The following is a 16331-nucleotide window of genomic DNA, read 5'->3' as shown; positions in this document are numbered from 1 at the left end:
GGTTAACGACGAATCAACCGCAAAGGGTGACATCTTTTTAGAAAACGGTTTATCAAACTCGGCATCTCTGTTTTCTCATAATTCTGCTGTGCATTGTTCTTGACGGCAGTCTGTGCTGGTAGAGTCGTCTTTTGAGTTGGCGCAAGATCCTGATCGAAAAACACAATCTCCATTTCTCCGTCGCTGTATTCAATCAGAGCACTGCAATGCTCCACCCAGTCACCGGTGTTGCAGTAATCGATCCCGTCAATCTCCAGAATATTCGGAGCATGAATATGGCCGCAGATAATGCCTTCACAAAGCCGTTTGCGAGCGTGAGTTGCCAGTTTCTGTTCAAAATCACTGATAAACCGCATCAGGTGTTTAACCTGAGATTTGACAGCTGAAGAAAGCGCAAACTTTGCCTGCCCTTCGCGTTTCCACAGTCGATTGAACAGACTGTTGGCCGTCAGCAAGAGGTCATAAGCAAAAGAGCCCAGGACTGATAGCCACTGCGCACCGGTTTCAAAATTGTCAAACTGGTCGCCGTGGATAATCAGAAAACGCCGCCCGTCGGCCGTAATATGCACGAATTCATCAGAGAGTGTGACAAAACCAAAACGTTTGCCAAAGTCACGCAAAAATTGATCGTGGTTGCCGGGGGTATAAAAGACTTCTGTCCCTTGTGCACTTAATGCTTCCACTCGTTCGAGAATCGCGTTATAGCTTTCCGGCCAGCGCCACTTCTTACGTAACTTCCAGCCATCAATCAGATCCCCCACCAGATACAGGGACTCCGGCTCATGCGAGTTTAGAAACTCCAGAAACTCATCCGCTCGTGAGTGCATACATCCCAAATGCACATCGCTGACAAAAATTGAACGAATGGGTCGACACGCCGCTCTGGCGATCGGTTCCTCGGACACGATCATATCATTCTCCTTAATGACATTGTTCCGCGAAAACGCTTGTCCGCTACTCTGATGACACAGCACTGACTGTGGGTTCTTTTTATTTGTTCTGTTTGCATTCTGGCGGGGATGATACCAGCCAATAATTTACTGATGATGAATGCAAAGTTAAGGTCTTGAGAATTCACAAAAACAGAAAAACCCCGCACTTTAAAGATCTTGTTAAGGTTATAAAACCAATTTATGAAGAGTGCTCTGGACTCGACCTGACTTCTCATCTCACACAGAACCATTTATGATTTCATTCTTACTGTTTCCATTCTTACTGAAAAACGAAGACAGGCGATCTTCATGTACGACTTAACTCCTTTGAACATTGCACTGGCGACACTGCTCGTTTTAGTCAACGGCATCATCTCCGTCTGGCTCAAGCTAAACATGGAAAAGCGACTGCTGATCGCATCCCTGCGAACGATAGTCCAATTGTTGTTAATTGGCCTGATCCTGGAATGGATCTTCGAGCTGTCGTGGTGGTCGGTGATCCTGCTCTTGATGTTTTCCATGACACTCATCGCCAGTCTGACCGCCGTGCAACGTTCGCAACGTCGTTTTCCCGGCATCTGGTTAAACAGCATCGTGGCGGTCTTCGTCAGTTCCTGGCTGGTCACCGGCTTTGCATTAACCGTGATTATTCCACCTCAAAACTGGTCGGAGACTCCGGCCCAGTATCTGATCCCACTGCTCGGCATGATTCTGGGAAATACATTGAATGGAATTTCGCTCGGCATGGATCGACTCAGCGAAGAGTTGGTGTCGCGCAGAGCAGAAGTGGAACTCAAACTCACATTGGGTGCCACCCGAAATGAAGCGGCCCGGGAAGCATTGCAAAATGCAGTGCGTTCGGGCATGACACCGATCATCAATTCAATGATGGTCGTTGGTCTGGTTTCACTGCCCGGTTTAATGACTGGACAGATTCTGGCCGGAGCCAGTCCTCTCGATTCAGTCAAGTATCAGATCGTGATCATGTTCCTGATCGCCTCAGGGACGGCACTGGGCACCGTGATTTCCGTACTATTGGGATATCGGCGGCTGTTCAATTCGAAACACCAGTTCCTGTTCGAGCAGATCAAACGAGTCGGGTAGGGCAGACCGATACCAAAGAGTTTTACTCAAAAGTCAGTTTCTCAAACAGCGCTTTCAAGACTGGTTCGGGGTAGAGTACAAACGACATCTCCCGGCTTTGAATCACCGCGTTCGCGTCCATCTGCTGTCGCACACTCACCAGATCATCGTTAATCTGTTCCCGCAGTTTTGTCGTCAACCCTGTCAATTCGGCATCAATCTGCCGCAGCTCGCGAAATCGGTGCCTGTTAATACGCCTGCGTTCCGCCCGGTCTCCTGACCTTTCCTGGTCAGCAGTTGCAGCCTGTTGCTCACGAATTAACGACTGCTTGCGCTCTAACAAGGGAGCGGCCTCAGACATTTGATTGCTCGTCAGATGACGATCTGAATTGAAATCCAGATCGCGTAAGATGCGTTTCAGGCAGGTTTCATCGCATTGTTGCACATCGTACGGTTCGCAGAAGGGCAGAAACTTGGTCGCAGACAATGTCAGATAACGCGGAGGCGTCAGACGAAAGAACCGGGTAAAGATCCGGTCTGTCATTTCATCGTACTTGGCACCGCCAATTCCATGCACGAACAGATCGCCCAGGAACAAACGGGCAAACAACGTTGTCGTCAGAGCCCGCGTTCGCAAACGAATCCCCTGAGCCGGCAGTTGTTTCAGAACTTCGATTGCCGCAGATAAATCGCAGTTTTCCTGCATGGGCAGTGCAGCGATCTCATTCGTCCCATCAGAAAGCAAAATCTTTTCCTGATCACGTTTCACAAACAACTGGTGCCGACGACTCTCTCCCGCGCGCCAGATCCAAAAGGGAGATTCGATCCAGCCATCCTGCTCTGACAGTTCTGGAACCGGGTGCGTTTTGCTTCGCACACGATTCACCTTACGATACTCGGCCAGCAGTTCGTTGTGTGTCGCGCGAAACGAGTCCGCAAACTTAAACAGATAGCAGGCGAACCACAGGAACGGACTCGTCGTACACAATCGACTGATCGGTAGTTCCAGATTTTCGACACCCCAGCGTTGTTCCTGGGCATGACGGGCTGCCGCCAAACAGTCTGCCAGACGGTCGGACGCATTCATCTGAGAAATTGCTGCAGGCCAGATATCGTGTAACAGGGGAGCAGGCAGATCAGGCCACTGTTTGAGAGCTGCTTCAACCCGTTCCGAAAATGTACGAAACAACTCCGGGTTTTGAATGGTTGTCTCTTCCCACGGCTTTTGCTTGATTGATTCATCAAAAGCGATATCAGTCAACGACGGGGCAGAACGAGATCCCTGTGGAACTCGAATCGAAGTCGAACTCACCAGATCATTATCAACAATCAGATTCAAACTCAGTCCAGAAGTTTGACGCGCCACTTTTCCAATCAGCAGATTTTTCATCCACACACCGGGATGGTATAGCGCCGGCTGATGACCAGTAATCAGCAACAGACGCTCATTCAGATCATTGGGGAGTTCAACAGCGTTTCCCGTTAGTTCGGACGTATACCGGGCTGCTTCTTCCAGCACACTGCGTCGTGCCCACTCTCTGAGGCTGGAAATAATCTTCCCGCTTCTGTCTCGGGAACAGGCGGCAAACATGCGTCGATTTTCTTCCGCGTCGCTGATAATCTGACTCAGCTCTGGACGGGAAAAAACCGCATCATCGTATCGTGGTACCCGTAAATCCTGCTGGACCCACAATGGTTCCGGAACAGATTCCGTACCGGAATCAAATCGGGAATCAGGATTCTGACAGGGAAAAGGAGTCACTGAAGACATTTCAATGCTTTAATGGTGTGCTGAATTTGATCAATTTCATTTGCGTCTGACGATGCAATCCACCAGACAAAAATACGACGTGGTGAGTACTCTAGTTTGACTAGTCTCCTACGAAATGTCGAGCCTTTTTGATTTGAATTCAAATGGAAATGCACTGATGCATACGATTCTGACCATCAGTGAGAAGCAGCTTACAATTCACTCACAGTAAGAATCGGTACGATCGTTACAACACTCCGTTGCACAGTAGGCTAAACCCGCTGCCTGCATTTCGCGATCGAGTACTTCATCGTAGTAGACTTTTCGTTTGATCGCATCATCCAGTGAGCCACCGAAACTGCGTTCTTCTTCAAGATACACCAGGGGAACCGGAAACTCGACAATCTTCATTCCATGTGCAGCTGCCTGAACCCAAAGCTGGAGCGGCATCGCATATCCCAGATCGGTCACGTTAAATTTCGACAATGACTCGGTCCGATAAGCTTTCAAACCACAAAAGGCATCTGTAATTTGAAATCCCAGTTGCTCATTAATTCGGCGTGTGACCGCCACGTTAATCTGCCGACGATCTTCCGGGGGAATACTGGCACCGTCATAGCTTTTTAGATAACGGCTTCCCGAAAGGAGATCAATCGGAGCAGACTCTGTCTGATCACGCATCTGCTGGACCAGATCTGGGAGTAATGTGGGCTCGTGTTGGCCGTCGCAATCGATGGTAATCAGCACGTCATATTCATCCTGGTGTGCTACAGCAAAATCAAAGGCGCTTTTCAGAGCAGCTCCGTACCCCTGATTCTCCGGATGTGAAATCACTTTGATTCCCGCCAGCTCGTTCAGCAATTCCGGTGTCCGATCGGAAGAACCATCGTCGATGACCAGAATTTCTTCGGCATACTTCTGGACTTCGGTTAATACCTCGATGACATGTCGTTCTTCATTGAAAACCGGCAAAGCGATTAATGCTTTCCTGCTCATATACAGATCCTTTGAAAATCTGGAGTCTTCTATCGGATTTTTTCAGCACGGTTCCATTTTAGAACACACCACCTCTGGGTCAACTATATCGCACCTTTCAAAGTCCTACGGAGCAGGAACAATGTGAAAACTTCCCGCTCGGTTGGTTGTGAGAATACATAAATCTTCTACAATAACCACAGTGGATGTATTTGCACAGAAATTGGTTTCGTCCCCATAATAATGAGTTCGACACACCAGGCAATATACGAAAAGTCACCAACCCTCAGACTATTTAGACGGAAACAAAGGAGTTAATCGAATGGCTTATACGCTTCCCGAGCTACCCTACGCTTATGATGCGCTGGAACCTCACATTGATGCCCGCACCATGGAAATCCACCATACCAAACACCATCAGGCCTATATTTCCAAGGCCAACGCCGCTTTGGAAGGCCACGATGCTCTGGCAGCCAAGTCGATTGAAGACCTGGTCAGCGATCTGAGTGCCGTTCCAGAATCGATTCGGGGCGCAATTAGAAATAATGGTGGCGGACATGCCAACCATAGCCTGTTCTGGACTGTCATGTCACCTGACGGAGGCGGAAACCCAACTGGCGCACTTGGTGACGACATAAACTCTACCTTTGGGAGCTATGACGCATTCAAAGAGCAGTTTTCCAATGCTGCTGCCACCCGTTTTGGAAGCGGCTGGTCCTGGTTGTCTGTTGACGGTGGTAAACTCGTCGTTGAAAGTACACCTAACCAGGACACTCCACTTTCAGAAGGCCGTACTCCCATCTTGGGACTCGACGTCTGGGAACACGCATACTACCTAAACTACCAAAACAAACGTCCTGACTACATTTCAGCATTCTTTAATGTGATCAACTGGGACGAAGTAACCAAACGTTACACCGCAGCCAAAGGGTAATTGACGTATTTTAATCGACAATCAACCCCTAAATTGCCGATAATATGAAAGCGGTCTTCATGTTTTTGAAGGCCGCTTTTGGTATTTTAGGGGAAAATCAATGTCAAATCGCAGCTGTTACTTCGTAGCTATTTTGCTCTGCTTCGCTTGCACGCAAGCAGGCTGTCGAATGATTCCCGATTACCACCAGCCGGCTGGCTTTAGCAGTACCTATCACCAGGCGATTTACCCCGAAACCAGGATCGCATCACTTTCGGATGGGAAAACAAAGGGAGGTGCCGAAGACCAGGGAGTTTTCTATCCGACCGATGTTAAGGTCAAGCAGCCAAAGTACCATGCCCCACTGGCTGAAATCAAAGGTCTCACTACGGATGCGGAACTGCAAAACGAACAACGTAAACTGCAATACGATAGTTTGAGACGGGCCGACGACTATATCAACCAGGAACAGATCTACAACGACAACTTCCCGTCACCATCTGCCTGGTAGCAGAAGAGGGGTACTGCTCACTTGCTGTCTTCAGTTGTAAAGATTACATAATCCCAAAAACTGAATTTCAGTTGCCGGTTCTGCTTTTGACAGGAATTTTGTTACGAGTTATCTTCCCGATCTGCCTTAATGAAGATTTGACTGTGATGGAATCTTCATAGAATACCGTGGTTATGGGAAGGACCCCAAAAGTGGTGAATGGTCAGCATGTTGTCGTCTTTGATGGTTTGAATGAAACAGAAGCAGTTCTCAAAGCGGTCCTGGAACCCCAGGGATGCCGAGTCAACCGAATTCGACAACATCATTCAGATAGCCTCATCTCCCGGAATGAAGTCCCCAGTATTGTGGTCGTTTACGATGATGATGCCGAAAATTTCACGACCAGCCAACCCGATTGGAACGAAGTCCCGAGAGTTATCATTGGTTCAGTAAGCAAAACAAGCACAGCGCAGCACAATCAATCGACTCGCTTTCTCGTTCAGCCTTTTCAATATGCCGAATTGATTGATTCGATTGAAAGTCTTTTAAATCAGTCAGAGACAACATAGCCATATTCTACGAATTCTCCCCTCATATCATACTCCAAACTGAAGCTGGGATTTGAACAGGGCTCCCCATTGGGATATGATTCTCAACTGGGGATAAGAAATACTGACTGAATAACATCGAAATTGAGCATTGGACCGGGTAGGCTGTATCTCTCGTTTAACATCAGGCCGACAGCGACTGGCTTTTTCCGAGCAGGCAAACGCAAATCAGAATTGAGCCAGTCCCAAACTGCTGTATTCAATGCAATATGTGATTCAGAATGAGTATTCGGCTGACAACACCATCATGCGCGGCAGGCCCAGTCATCGACTGGGAATAAGAAACAATGAAAAGGTTGATACGGAATGACGGGACCAAAGCGACACTGCTGGTAATCCAGGGCGTTGATTTGGGAACTCGATTTAAGCTCGGCACAGAGCCTGCAGGAATAGGGCGGGGTGTTCGAAATGAAATCCGGATCCTGGATACGGAAGCCTCGCGTCAGCACGCGCTGATCTCAATTAAAAACGGTTCCTATATCATCACCGACCAGAACAGTTCCAATGGTACGCTGGTTAATGGCACACAAACACAGTCGGTCAAACTGAGTAACGGTGATCAGATTCAAATCGGCCGCAGTCTGCTGCTGTTTTCAAGTCAGGCCATTGATGAAGATTCCCGCTACATGGCGGAAAAAGTTGATCTCATCAGCAATGAGGACTCCAATCACTCCAGCATTACGCACGAAGTCAATCATCATTTTGATTCCGTCATTTTGGATACAACCGAAGACACAGGGATTGTCCAGCAACAGGCAATTCAAAATGATCTTCAGGCTCTCTATCGCATCGCCGAAGCGTCGGTCAGTCCCACCATCTCGCAGGAAGAATTACTCAAACGGATTCTCGACCTCACGATAAACACGGTTGGCGCAGACCGGGGATGTATGTTGATCACAGACCCGCATTCGGGCGAAGTTCTACCACAAATCTACAGCAGTCGAGATAAACAGAAAACCGGGCCGCGCATGCCCGTTTCACACAGTATCGTGGACTATGTGCTCAATAAAAAACAGGGCGTTCGCACGTCGGATGCCCGGCGTGACCAGCGTTTTGAAGGAGGCGGCAGCATTCTTCAGGCCGGTATCCGCGAAGCCATGTGTGTTCCCATGCAGGGCCGCCACGAACTGATGGGAGTAATCTACGTCGACACCACAACGGCCCATCCGGAAATCCTGCTTAAAAATGGTGCTGTCGAAAAATTCAGCGAAGAACATCTCAGACTGCTGGTCGCAATCGGACGTCAGTCCGCTTTGGCGATCGAAAACTATCGTTTTCAAAACGCAATGCTCAAAGCTGAACGCTTCGCCGCGATGGGGCAAACCATTGCGACTTTGAGCCATCACATTAAAAATATTCTGCAGGGAGTTCGGGGCGGCAGTTACCTCATTGATATGGGGTTAAAGAAATCAGAAGAAGATCTGGTTCGCAAAGGCTGGACGATTGTTGAAAAGAATCAGAACAAAATCTATCACCTGGTGATGGACATGCTCACTTTCAGCACCGAGAGAAAACCGGCATTGGAACCGGGCTCAATCAATACGCCGGTAAAAGATATCGTGGAACTGATGCAGGCACGGGCAGAAGAGTGTGGCGTTCAACTGAAATGCGAACCTGCAGAAGACCTGCCGGAATCGGTCTTTGACCATGAAGGAATGCACAGAGCGATTCTGAATATCGTGATAAACGCCATTGATGCTGTCGAAGGCTCGGAAGAGGGGATCGTACTCCTCGAAACCAAGTATTTAGCCAAACCAGATCAAATTTTGATTCTGGTCTCAGACAACGGTCCCGGGATTCCTGAGGATCAAATCAACAAGATCTTCAATCTGTTCGAGTCAACCAAGGGCGCCCGTGGAACGGGAATTGGACTGGCTGTCAGCCAGAAAATCATCCGAGAACATGGCGGCGAAATCAATATCGAAAGTGAAGCCGGAAACGGTTCGCGGTTTACGCTTTCGATTCCCCGATTGGACGAAGATAACCCGCCTGCCCCAGCCCCATGAACCGATGCTTCAGTCCCCACTTAGAAAGCACGCTTGATTCGCTCCCGTTGCCCCGAATTTTGACTCCCCCCCTGAACCATCGCCTGTAATAGAGCGGGGTCAGCGCCAAGCTGTTGTTTTAAATCGGACCAGCTGGCAGCTTTGCAAGTCGGCAATAATTGAAAGTGGGCCGGATCAATTTTGACCAAAGGTGGCAGTTTCTGTTCCTGAAAGATAATGCCCCCTCGGATTGACAAAGCACGATGATCGGCTTCGTCACCAAACAGACGCTTCATTTCATTGGAAAACTCAACTCCCGAATTTTGAGAACCGGCAGAGGTTCCGCCCAGAACCTGCAGACGTTCTACCATAAAACCGTTCGAATTCCCCCACCACTGAATTTGCTGCCCCTTCTGGAACGCTTGTGGAATTGAAAATAAACTAGCAGTCTTCGAAAAATCTGAACGAGTTGCTGAAGTCGCAGGAGCGGGTAGAAACAGAGATTCATCCGCAAATATCTGAGCAGCATTTCCGACTGTGGCCCTTCCAGGGGATTGTTGAAAGGCAAATACCGTCCCGCCGGCAGCAAAGCTGCTTTGACTCAAAGAAACCTGGAGAGCAGCAGCTTGCGCATTGAATGCAAAAATATCTTTCTGACTGAGAAGCAGGCTGTTTCGAATTTCAAGGCTGAGCCGAGGCGTACGCGATTCAACAACCGTTCCGGACGCTGCCAGAAAGGAATCGTTCATAAAAACCTGACTCGATTTCCCGGCACCTGAAGGTTCAACATACACAACAGACTGAAAACGTCTGTCGTTGATCAGCATCGCGCGCAGAGCACACCGATCCAACGCAAGCTGACTGTCCTGGCAAATCAGGAAATGCTTCGGAATCACGCCTTTTCGCTCCATGGAAATCCGAAAGTTGCCCCCACTCATGCTTAAGGTCGAGTTCTTCAGCGTAATAAACGAGGAAATACCGGCTGTCTTTGGATTGCGAGAACGTGCTTTTGCAGCGGAGGGGAGAAGTTTCAACTCAATAACCAGAGGAGTTCTCCCCGTTCCCTCAAATTGGAGACGAACCTGTTTATTCTCAAGTATGATTGGCGAAGTATAACACACACCCTGACCACGGACAGTCACCTTCGTCGGCCCGGAAACGGCAGAACTGCTCAGGAAATCACTCAGATTCCCCTTTGTCATGTCAAAGGAAATGGTCTTCGCTTTCGCAAACACTTTCTGAATTTTTTGTTCAACATGCGGTTTATTTAAACTCGCGTTAAGACGTTTCAACTGCCCCTGAGACAGAGACCACAATCCAGCAGGATCACAGCCGGCAATAACGCCTCCTTCCGAGACGGCGTGAACGGCCTGCTGTTTTGAAAAATTCAATAGCGGTTTTACAAAAGCAGGGTCGCTAAGTTTGCTTAATCCCTCTGGCAGATCGGGATTGAATACAGCTGCCGGGATAAGCTTGCCCCAGCTTTGCTGCCAGGTTCGATGAGAGTCGACTTGAAATACATTTTTCGAGTTTCCAGGTTCGGTCGAACGCAGATAAAAAGGCCAGCCCCAGAACAAGGAACTCTCCAGATGTAATTGTAAACCATCAAACCGGCTCTTGCTTTGTTCACGCAATTTGTCCTGAGACCAGTCTTTCAGAGAGATTACCGCAGCCTGCTTTTCAGCCGGATTGCCAATAAACACCGAATTCACAACGATAATCTCAGTTTGACGAGCCGCTGGTTCAGGCTGATCTGGTTGTTTTGGCTCTTTAGATTTTGTTGACCCATTCAGTTCTAAGATTGATTGATCAGAGAGCAGGGTACTGGAAAAGATCCGGGCTGTGCGAGGCAGCTTACGCTCCTGCAAGATTGAACGGGACTTAGAGTGGGCGTCCAGACTTTCCAGTTCCAGGCAAGGTGCCCCCTTCGTCGAAATAAAACAATTGGAAATCAGGACATCTGCATAAGGCTGATCGATGCGAATCGTTTGCAGTTGATTACCGGTCACAACGAAATTCTCTAACAGTATCCGTGACTCACCTTCCGGTCGTTGTGTCGTTGTGCGAGGTTCTCCAGTCGAATTGATTAAGCGAAAGATTCTTTTGCCTGTTCCAGTGAGTGAGAAAGAACAGTCTTGAAAGCTCAGATCACTGCTATTGGACCCCAAGACATTACATACTCCCTTACCGGGAATCTGCGAAGCATCGCACAGAAAATGAATTCCCTGAAAACGAAGCACGCCTGATGAAAACGAAAGCAAATCCATTTCCGATTGATTCGCAGACAACTCATTTGCCTGAATCAACACAACGGGGGACTGTTCAGAATCTGCCATAATAATGAGCTGAGAAATATTCTGTAACCGGTGAGGTTTGAGCCGAAAAGGTCCCTGACCATACAATCGGATCATAGCCCCTTTACCAGTGACCGCTTCGATCGCTTCGTTGAGACTACCATAAACACCGGAATCAGTTTTACCGGAAGCAACCTTGAGTACCGGCAATTGGGAATCAACTTTAGCTGCTTTCGCCCCCACCAAATCAGAGAAACTGGAACCCCACTCAGGAAGAAACTTCTTTTCCATCCCGCGGACTGCCGTATTTTGCCATGCTCCATTGGACTGCTTGCTCTGCTTAGAATCCGGACTTGCTCCCTCGTTCTTAGCAACTTCGACCGTCGTCTGAGTGAGGTCGTTCTCCTTGGCTGCTGCCTGAGGATCTCCTTCCGCCGGGTTTTGGTTGGGGGCAACCTGCTCGCTATTCTGCTGATTCTGTTTGGCTGTCGCGAACGGATTACTTCCGGGTCCCTGCTGAACAGGATCTGAAGAACTAAAGGCCTTGATGGCCCACCAGACCAGCAGGATCAACAGAATCGCGCCACCAGCAAACATGGCAATTTGCCGATAATCGATTGCGATCTGACTATCTGAGCCTGCGTTTTCTACAGGTGGCAGAGGCGTCGCTTTATGGGACTTTCGAGGCGGTCGACTGCGCGTGGGCGATTCTTGCGGGGAGGCTTTCGGACCGGCCCCCGTTTTCTGAGCACGTTTTCTCTGTTCAACAGGTGTATCCGACTTCCGCGAACGGGCAGCTTTTCTGGTTTTCATGGCCGAGTCAGAAATGACTGAGCCTTCCTCTTCCGATTCCGGAGCAGGGCGGCGCGAACGGGACGGCTTTTTCGCTTCATCAGACAGTGGTTCTTTTTCTCTCGAGCGCTTACTTTCAGAAGGCGTTTTAGATCGGTCCCCCTCAGGCAATGTGGCCCCAGATTCAACATCGACATCCGCCAGTTGCTGCAGGTCGAAACTTGTACTCAGGCGACTACTCGATTCCTGCTCTTCTTCTTCATCAGTCTGACTGCTGAAATCTGGAATGAATTGATTGATTTGAAAATCGCTACTGTCTGCTGGCAGATTGGCGCTGGGGTCGAGTGTCGCGTGTTCGCTATCAGACTCACTCGCTAAGGCTTCCAATACATTGTTATCGACATTCGAACGCTTCAGGTTGGAATTCTTTAAGTCTTCCAGCAACTCTGTGGGATTCTGATAACGCGCCTTTTGGGACTTGGCCATCATGCGCTGAATGATCGCCACGATTCCCTCCGGAACATGCTCATTCAGTGCACGAGGATCGGGAGGAGCTGTGGTAGCATGTGCCGCCAGCTTATTCGTCAAGCTGCCTTCAGAAAAAGGAGCGCGCCCCGTCAGCATGTGATACCAGGTACATCCCAGCGAATAGATATCGCTCCGAATGTCTGCGGCCTTGCTGTCCCGGGCCTGCTCGGGAGCCATATAATCAACGGTGCCCACTGTCGTTCCTGCTCGGGTAATACTCGTCTCGGTATTATCGTCTATCGAACGTGCCAGCCCCAGGTCGGTCAGTTTCACGACCCCATCTAGTCGAATGAGAATGTTCGCCGGCTTGATGTCCCGGTGCACAATTCCCTGCTGGTAGGCGTGTGCTAAAGCCTCGGTAACCTGTGTGATGATCTCCAGAGAACGACGTACGGGAATCCGGTCACGTTTATTGATCAGATTGTGTAAGTCGGTCCCTTCGACATACTCCAACGCGATATAAAGATAACCATCCTCTTCGCCGGCATCATAAACGGAAACAATGTTTTCATGTCGCAGATGTGCCGCAGCCTGACCTTCTGCTTTGAAGCGTTTGACGAGTACCGGATTCTCGGCTTTGTCACGGGGTAATATTTTTAACGCTGCCAGGCGATTCAGCGTTGTATCGCGAGCCAGGAAGACGGCCCCCATCCCTCCCGCGCCAATTTCTTTCTCAATCTGATATTTGCCCAGAGTTTCCATTTTGGGCACGCGCGCAGACTGGCGTTTTTTCTTCGGAGAAGAATCTTTTTTCTGCTTGGCCATCGCCTACCCCAGAACTGTCTGAATCGACAAATTCAAAAAACGCCTTACTGCCTGTGACCGCTTGTTGGAATTTTTTTAGATCTGATTTTAAGTCACAAGTAAACTGAAGCTGGAAGACCTTATATCATAGGCGGTTGGAAGGGTAGAGTCAAAATAGAGCCTTGGCCTTTTCTGCAATTCTGAGACAACAGAATCTGAACACTTTGGCCCCGCATCACTTCAGATACGATTAGGCCTTGAAATTAGTTCAAATCGCGTCGGACCAATCCAGGCACTGAACCAAGCCGGATTTCAATCCGCAGACACACCACTGGCCGAACGGGTCACAGGCCACTTCAATGGCTTCATCGGGAATCGCGCCCCCCCAAAGGAGTTTTCCCTCTTGATTTAACCAATACAATTCCTGCTCAATGGTCGCTGTCACAATCCGGTTGCCGATAAAATCACAGGCGAGAACTTTGGGAGTCCCTTCAAAAACGAGCGTTCCCGCTGAATCCCCTTCATAATCAAAAATTAAAATCCCGTAATTGAAGCCCGCCAGAAAAATCCGTCGCCCATCGCCGGACAGCGCGATTCCCCCACAATTCGACCAGTGCTTCTCGGTCCAGATACAGTTTCCTTCCAGATCGTAGCAGCAGAGCAGGCCGTTTTCAGCAGCACCAATCAAACGCGGCTCGCTGACCTGAAACTCTAAATAACTCAGAGGACGCATGGTCTCAAAGCTGGCAACTTTCCGTTTCTGCGAATCAATAATAATGGTCTTACCGCTGGCTAGACTGACGGCGATATAATCGCCATAAGAATCCATCGTGATCGCCAAAGCTTCCACCGAAAAAGAAATGGCCCACAACACATTCAAATCGCGATCAAAGCAGCAGATATTATTATCAGAATAAATCGCGGCTCCCAGTTTCCCTCGATCACTCCAGTGAACCAGTTGCACGTCCTTGATGCCGCGATTCAGATGCAGAAACTGTCCCTGCCGATCCAATAAATAAAGGCCGCCCGAAATATCGGCGGCCAGTATTTCTCCGGTTTCACGAGCCAGATCCAGCGCAATCAAAGGAGCTTCTGTCGAAAACGACCACCGTAAACTGGGCGTCGTTCCTTTTCCTTGTGTGAGCCAGGCGGCACGTTCATCCATCATGGTGCTACAGCATATTGACTTTGCAGAATTTGTAAGCCACGTTTGATATCAGAATCTGCTGCCAGTTTTTGCTCTTGTGACGCACCATACATGGCAGTCTGCAGCTCATCTTTCTCAACCGTGATACTGGGTTTGATCCCAATCTTACCATAAGTGTTCCCCTGAGGCGAATAGAATTTCGCCGTTGTCAATCGTAATCCAGTTGAACCACGAATCGGGAAGATACTCTGGACTGACCACTTGCCGTAAGTTTTGCGACCAATCACAGTCGCCCGGCGGTGATCCGTTAATGCTCCTGCCACAATTTCACTGGCACTGGCACTGTTGCCGTCCACTAACAAGACGAGTGGAATTTTCCAGGTACCAGGGCGGTGAGCCGTATAGCTCCAGTTCTGATCAGCAACACGTCCCTTGGTCGAAACCAGCTTTCCTTCTTCCAGAAAACGGTCAAGAACTTCGACAGACGCAGATAACAATCCCCCCGGATTACCACGGACATCCCAGATCAAAGACCGCATGCCTTCGCCGTTCAGTTTTCTTAACGCGGCATCCAGTTCCGAAGCCGATGTTTTCTGGAATCCCGTCATTTTGATGTAGCCAATCCCATTTTCCTTATCGATCATTTTCACAATCGGAAAACTTTTGACCTGCACCGCTTTGCGGGTGACGCGTGCCACTCGGGTCTTGCCGCTGTCCGGACTTTCCAGCTCCAGAGCAACCTGACTTCCTGAGGTTCCACGCAACAGGTTCGCTGCCTGGTCAGTCGTCATATTACGACAGTCTTTTTGATCAATACTCACAATGTGATCACCCGCCAGGACGCCCCCTTGTTCGGCAGGACTTTCCGGCAGCACATTGATCAACAACATGCCTTCCCCGATTTCCGCCTTCATCTCGATCCCGATTCCGACAAATTCCCCTTCGATGTTGTCGTAAAGATCACCCAGACGATCAGGCGTCAGAAAGCTACTGTAATCATCCAGTGCATTACAGCCACCAAACATGTATTCTGAAATCACGGCTGTGTCTCGTAAGCCGATATTTCGATAAGAAAGATCACAAACTTCGTTAATCAGCTGATGTGCTCCATGATGACTGGAAATCGATTTATTCCAGTAAGTCTCTCGCAAGATCCGGCGTACTTCGCGAATCTTTTCAGGAGGCACGCCGCGCAAATGCGCTTTGATGAACCGATCATTCGCCAACGCCAGATACAAACTTTCCGTACCATGGGCGACATAAGACGTCGTGCTCAGCGGATCGACGAAATGCGATTGAATTTTTGATAGAATCTGGTCGAACAGAATAAACGCTTCGCGTCGAGACTGTGACAACAGAACTTTGGAAAAGCTGTCGTCCATATAACGGCGGTCGATTCCAAAATGAATCTTCGCCCGTCTGAGACCGTATTTGATGTTATCGTTCTCAGGCCATTCTTTCAAAGAATCTTCGTAATGCTCAATGGCCTTAATCCATTGCCGAGTCCGTTCATACTCTTCCCCTTTGGCTATCGCCTGGGTTTGTGTAACCGGAATGACAATGGGCAATGCGCCGGGATCTGCATAGGCAACAGTCGAACCGAGTGCCAGAGAACAGGCCAGAGAACAGCCCAATAAACAAACCCAAAAATGTTTCGATTGCAAGCTCTTTAGAAGTCGCGTCTTGGTTGATAAATACATAGTTCCCCCTCTATACCAGTGCGTTTCCCGTTTACTGATGGCCGCCACAAGCAGGGCTCATCAAAAGCAAACTGGAAAACAACCGCTGGTTCGCGCTGCACAAAATCTGTACAACGTTTATTTAAACAAGTATCTTGCCGATATGATTAACATAAGTCATAAAAAAACGATGGTCAAACAATCGTTTTTATTAAGATACGGCACGACCTGCGTAATCGATTCATTTTTAAACCGGCAATCAAAACCAGATCCAGACGCATTGATTCTGGTCAGAGGGTGTTTCTCTTAACTCGTTACTACGACATGCGCATTCAGAGCCGAATCGCCTCGCCATTCTCGCTAAACCGACCAACCGGAACAACCAGAACCGAAACAGCTCGCTTCAGGAAA

Annotated in this window: 11 protein-coding genes; 5 read left to right on the top strand and 6 right to left on the bottom strand. The window is 49.0% G+C overall.

Features of this window, described 5'->3' with window-relative positions; genetic code table 11:
- Nucleotides 1-2 precede the first annotated feature (2 nt).
- Nucleotides 3-911, bottom strand: coding sequence for a UDP-2,3-diacylglucosamine diphosphatase (locus AAC022_RS22535; protein ID WP_339734704.1), 909 nt, complete (start codon nt 909-911; stop codon nt 3-5).
- A 330-nt stretch (nt 912-1241) separates the two neighbouring features.
- Between AAC022_RS22535 and fetB the strand changes: the two genes are divergently transcribed.
- Nucleotides 1242-2036, top strand: a complete 795-nt coding sequence (gene fetB / locus AAC022_RS22530; RefSeq protein ID WP_339734702.1) for an iron export ABC transporter permease subunit FetB — start codon at nt 1242-1244, stop codon at nt 2034-2036.
- A 22-nt stretch (nt 2037-2058) separates the two neighbouring features.
- On the opposite strand, the gene AAC022_RS22525 is transcribed toward fetB, so the two are convergent.
- Both AAC022_RS22525 and AAC022_RS22520 read right to left on the bottom strand, forming a co-directional pair.
- On the bottom strand, nt 2059-3786 hold the full coding sequence (locus tag AAC022_RS22525; protein ID WP_339734700.1) for a hypothetical protein: 1728 nt from the start codon (nt 3784-3786) through the stop codon (nt 2059-2061).
- A gap of 198 nt (nt 3787-3984) precedes the next feature.
- A complete protein-coding gene (locus tag AAC022_RS22520) occupies nt 3985-4761 on the bottom strand; it encodes a glycosyltransferase family 2 protein (protein ID WP_339734698.1) in 777 nt (258 codons plus the stop codon).
- Nucleotides 4762-5062: 301 nt separating this feature from the next.
- Here AAC022_RS22520 and AAC022_RS22515 point away from each other — a divergent pair, with 301 nt between their 5' ends.
- From AAC022_RS22515 to AAC022_RS22500, 4 genes are all read left to right on the top strand, one after another.
- Nucleotides 5063-5674 carry a superoxide dismutase gene (locus tag AAC022_RS22515; RefSeq protein ID WP_339734696.1) on the top strand — a complete coding sequence of 204 codons (612 nt, stop codon included), beginning with the start codon at nt 5063-5065 and terminating at the stop codon, nt 5672-5674.
- A gap of 100 nt (nt 5675-5774) precedes the next feature.
- Nucleotides 5775-6164 (top strand): hypothetical protein, encoded by a 390-nt coding sequence (locus tag AAC022_RS22510; protein ID WP_339734694.1) that lies wholly within the window; start codon nt 5775-5777, stop codon nt 6162-6164.
- 173 nt (nt 6165-6337) lie between these two features.
- Entirely contained in the window at nt 6338-6712 is a 375-nt protein-coding gene (locus tag AAC022_RS22505; RefSeq protein ID WP_339734692.1) for a hypothetical protein, read from the top strand.
- Nucleotides 6713-7038: 326 nt separating this feature from the next.
- On the top strand, nt 7039-8757 hold the full coding sequence (locus tag AAC022_RS22500; protein ID WP_339734690.1) for an ATP-binding protein: 1719 nt from the start codon (nt 7039-7041) through the stop codon (nt 8755-8757).
- 20 nt (nt 8758-8777) lie between these two features.
- On the opposite strand, the gene AAC022_RS22495 is transcribed toward AAC022_RS22500, so the two are convergent.
- The 3 genes from AAC022_RS22495 to AAC022_RS22485 form a co-directional block, all read right to left on the bottom strand.
- Nucleotides 8778-13115, bottom strand: coding sequence for a protein kinase (locus tag AAC022_RS22495; protein ID WP_339734688.1), 4338 nt, complete (start codon nt 13113-13115; stop codon nt 8778-8780).
- A 247-nt stretch (nt 13116-13362) separates the two neighbouring features.
- Nucleotides 13363-14262: a hypothetical protein gene (locus AAC022_RS22490; protein ID WP_339734686.1), complete on the bottom strand. Its 900-nt coding sequence runs from the start codon at nt 14260-14262 to the stop codon at nt 13363-13365.
- A complete protein-coding gene (locus tag AAC022_RS22485) occupies nt 14259-15941 on the bottom strand; it encodes a S41 family peptidase (protein WP_339734684.1) in 1683 nt (560 codons plus the stop codon). Before AAC022_RS22485 ends, AAC022_RS22490 begins: the two co-directional genes overlap by 4 nt.
- Nucleotides 15942-16331: the final 390 nt, after the last annotated feature.

The organism is uncultured Gimesia sp. (assembly GCF_963976445.1).
GTDB lineage: Bacteria > Planctomycetota > Planctomycetia > Planctomycetales > Planctomycetaceae > Gimesia.
Note: the sequence above shows the minus strand (reverse complement) of the source record. Positions and strands in the feature narration are given on the sequence as shown.

What these genes read in the sequence shown, in the direction of transcription:
- AAC022_RS22485 (WP_339734684.1), bottom strand. Translation starts at nt 15,941, where the DNA reads ATGTATTTATCAACCAAGACGCGACTTCTAAAGAGCTTGCAATCGAAA.
- AAC022_RS22510 (WP_339734694.1), top strand. Translation starts at nt 5,775, where the DNA reads ATGTCAAATCGCAGCTGTTACTTCGTAGCTATTTTGCTCTGCTTCGCT.
- fetB (WP_339734702.1), top strand. Translation starts at nt 1,242, where the DNA reads ATGTACGACTTAACTCCTTTGAACATTGCACTGGCGACACTGCTCGTT.
- AAC022_RS22495 (WP_339734688.1), bottom strand. Translation starts at nt 13,115, where the DNA reads ATGGCCAAGCAGAAAAAAGATTCTTCTCCGAAGAAAAAACGCCAGTCT.
- AAC022_RS22490 (WP_339734686.1), bottom strand. Translation starts at nt 14,262, where the DNA reads ATGATGGATGAACGTGCCGCCTGGCTCACACAAGGAAAAGGAACGACG.
- AAC022_RS22520 (WP_339734698.1), bottom strand. Translation starts at nt 4,761, where the DNA reads ATGAGCAGGAAAGCATTAATCGCTTTGCCGGTTTTCAATGAAGAACGA.
- AAC022_RS22525 (WP_339734700.1), bottom strand. Translation starts at nt 3,786, where the DNA reads ATGTCTTCAGTGACTCCTTTTCCCTGTCAGAATCCTGATTCCCGATTT.
- AAC022_RS22505 (WP_339734692.1), top strand. Translation starts at nt 6,338, where the DNA reads ATGGGAAGGACCCCAAAAGTGGTGAATGGTCAGCATGTTGTCGTCTTT.
- AAC022_RS22500 (WP_339734690.1), top strand. Translation starts at nt 7,039, where the DNA reads ATGAAAAGGTTGATACGGAATGACGGGACCAAAGCGACACTGCTGGTA.
- AAC022_RS22535 (WP_339734704.1), bottom strand. Translation starts at nt 911, where the DNA reads ATGATCGTGTCCGAGGAACCGATCGCCAGAGCGGCGTGTCGACCCATT.
- AAC022_RS22515 (WP_339734696.1), top strand. Translation starts at nt 5,063, where the DNA reads ATGGCTTATACGCTTCCCGAGCTACCCTACGCTTATGATGCGCTGGAA.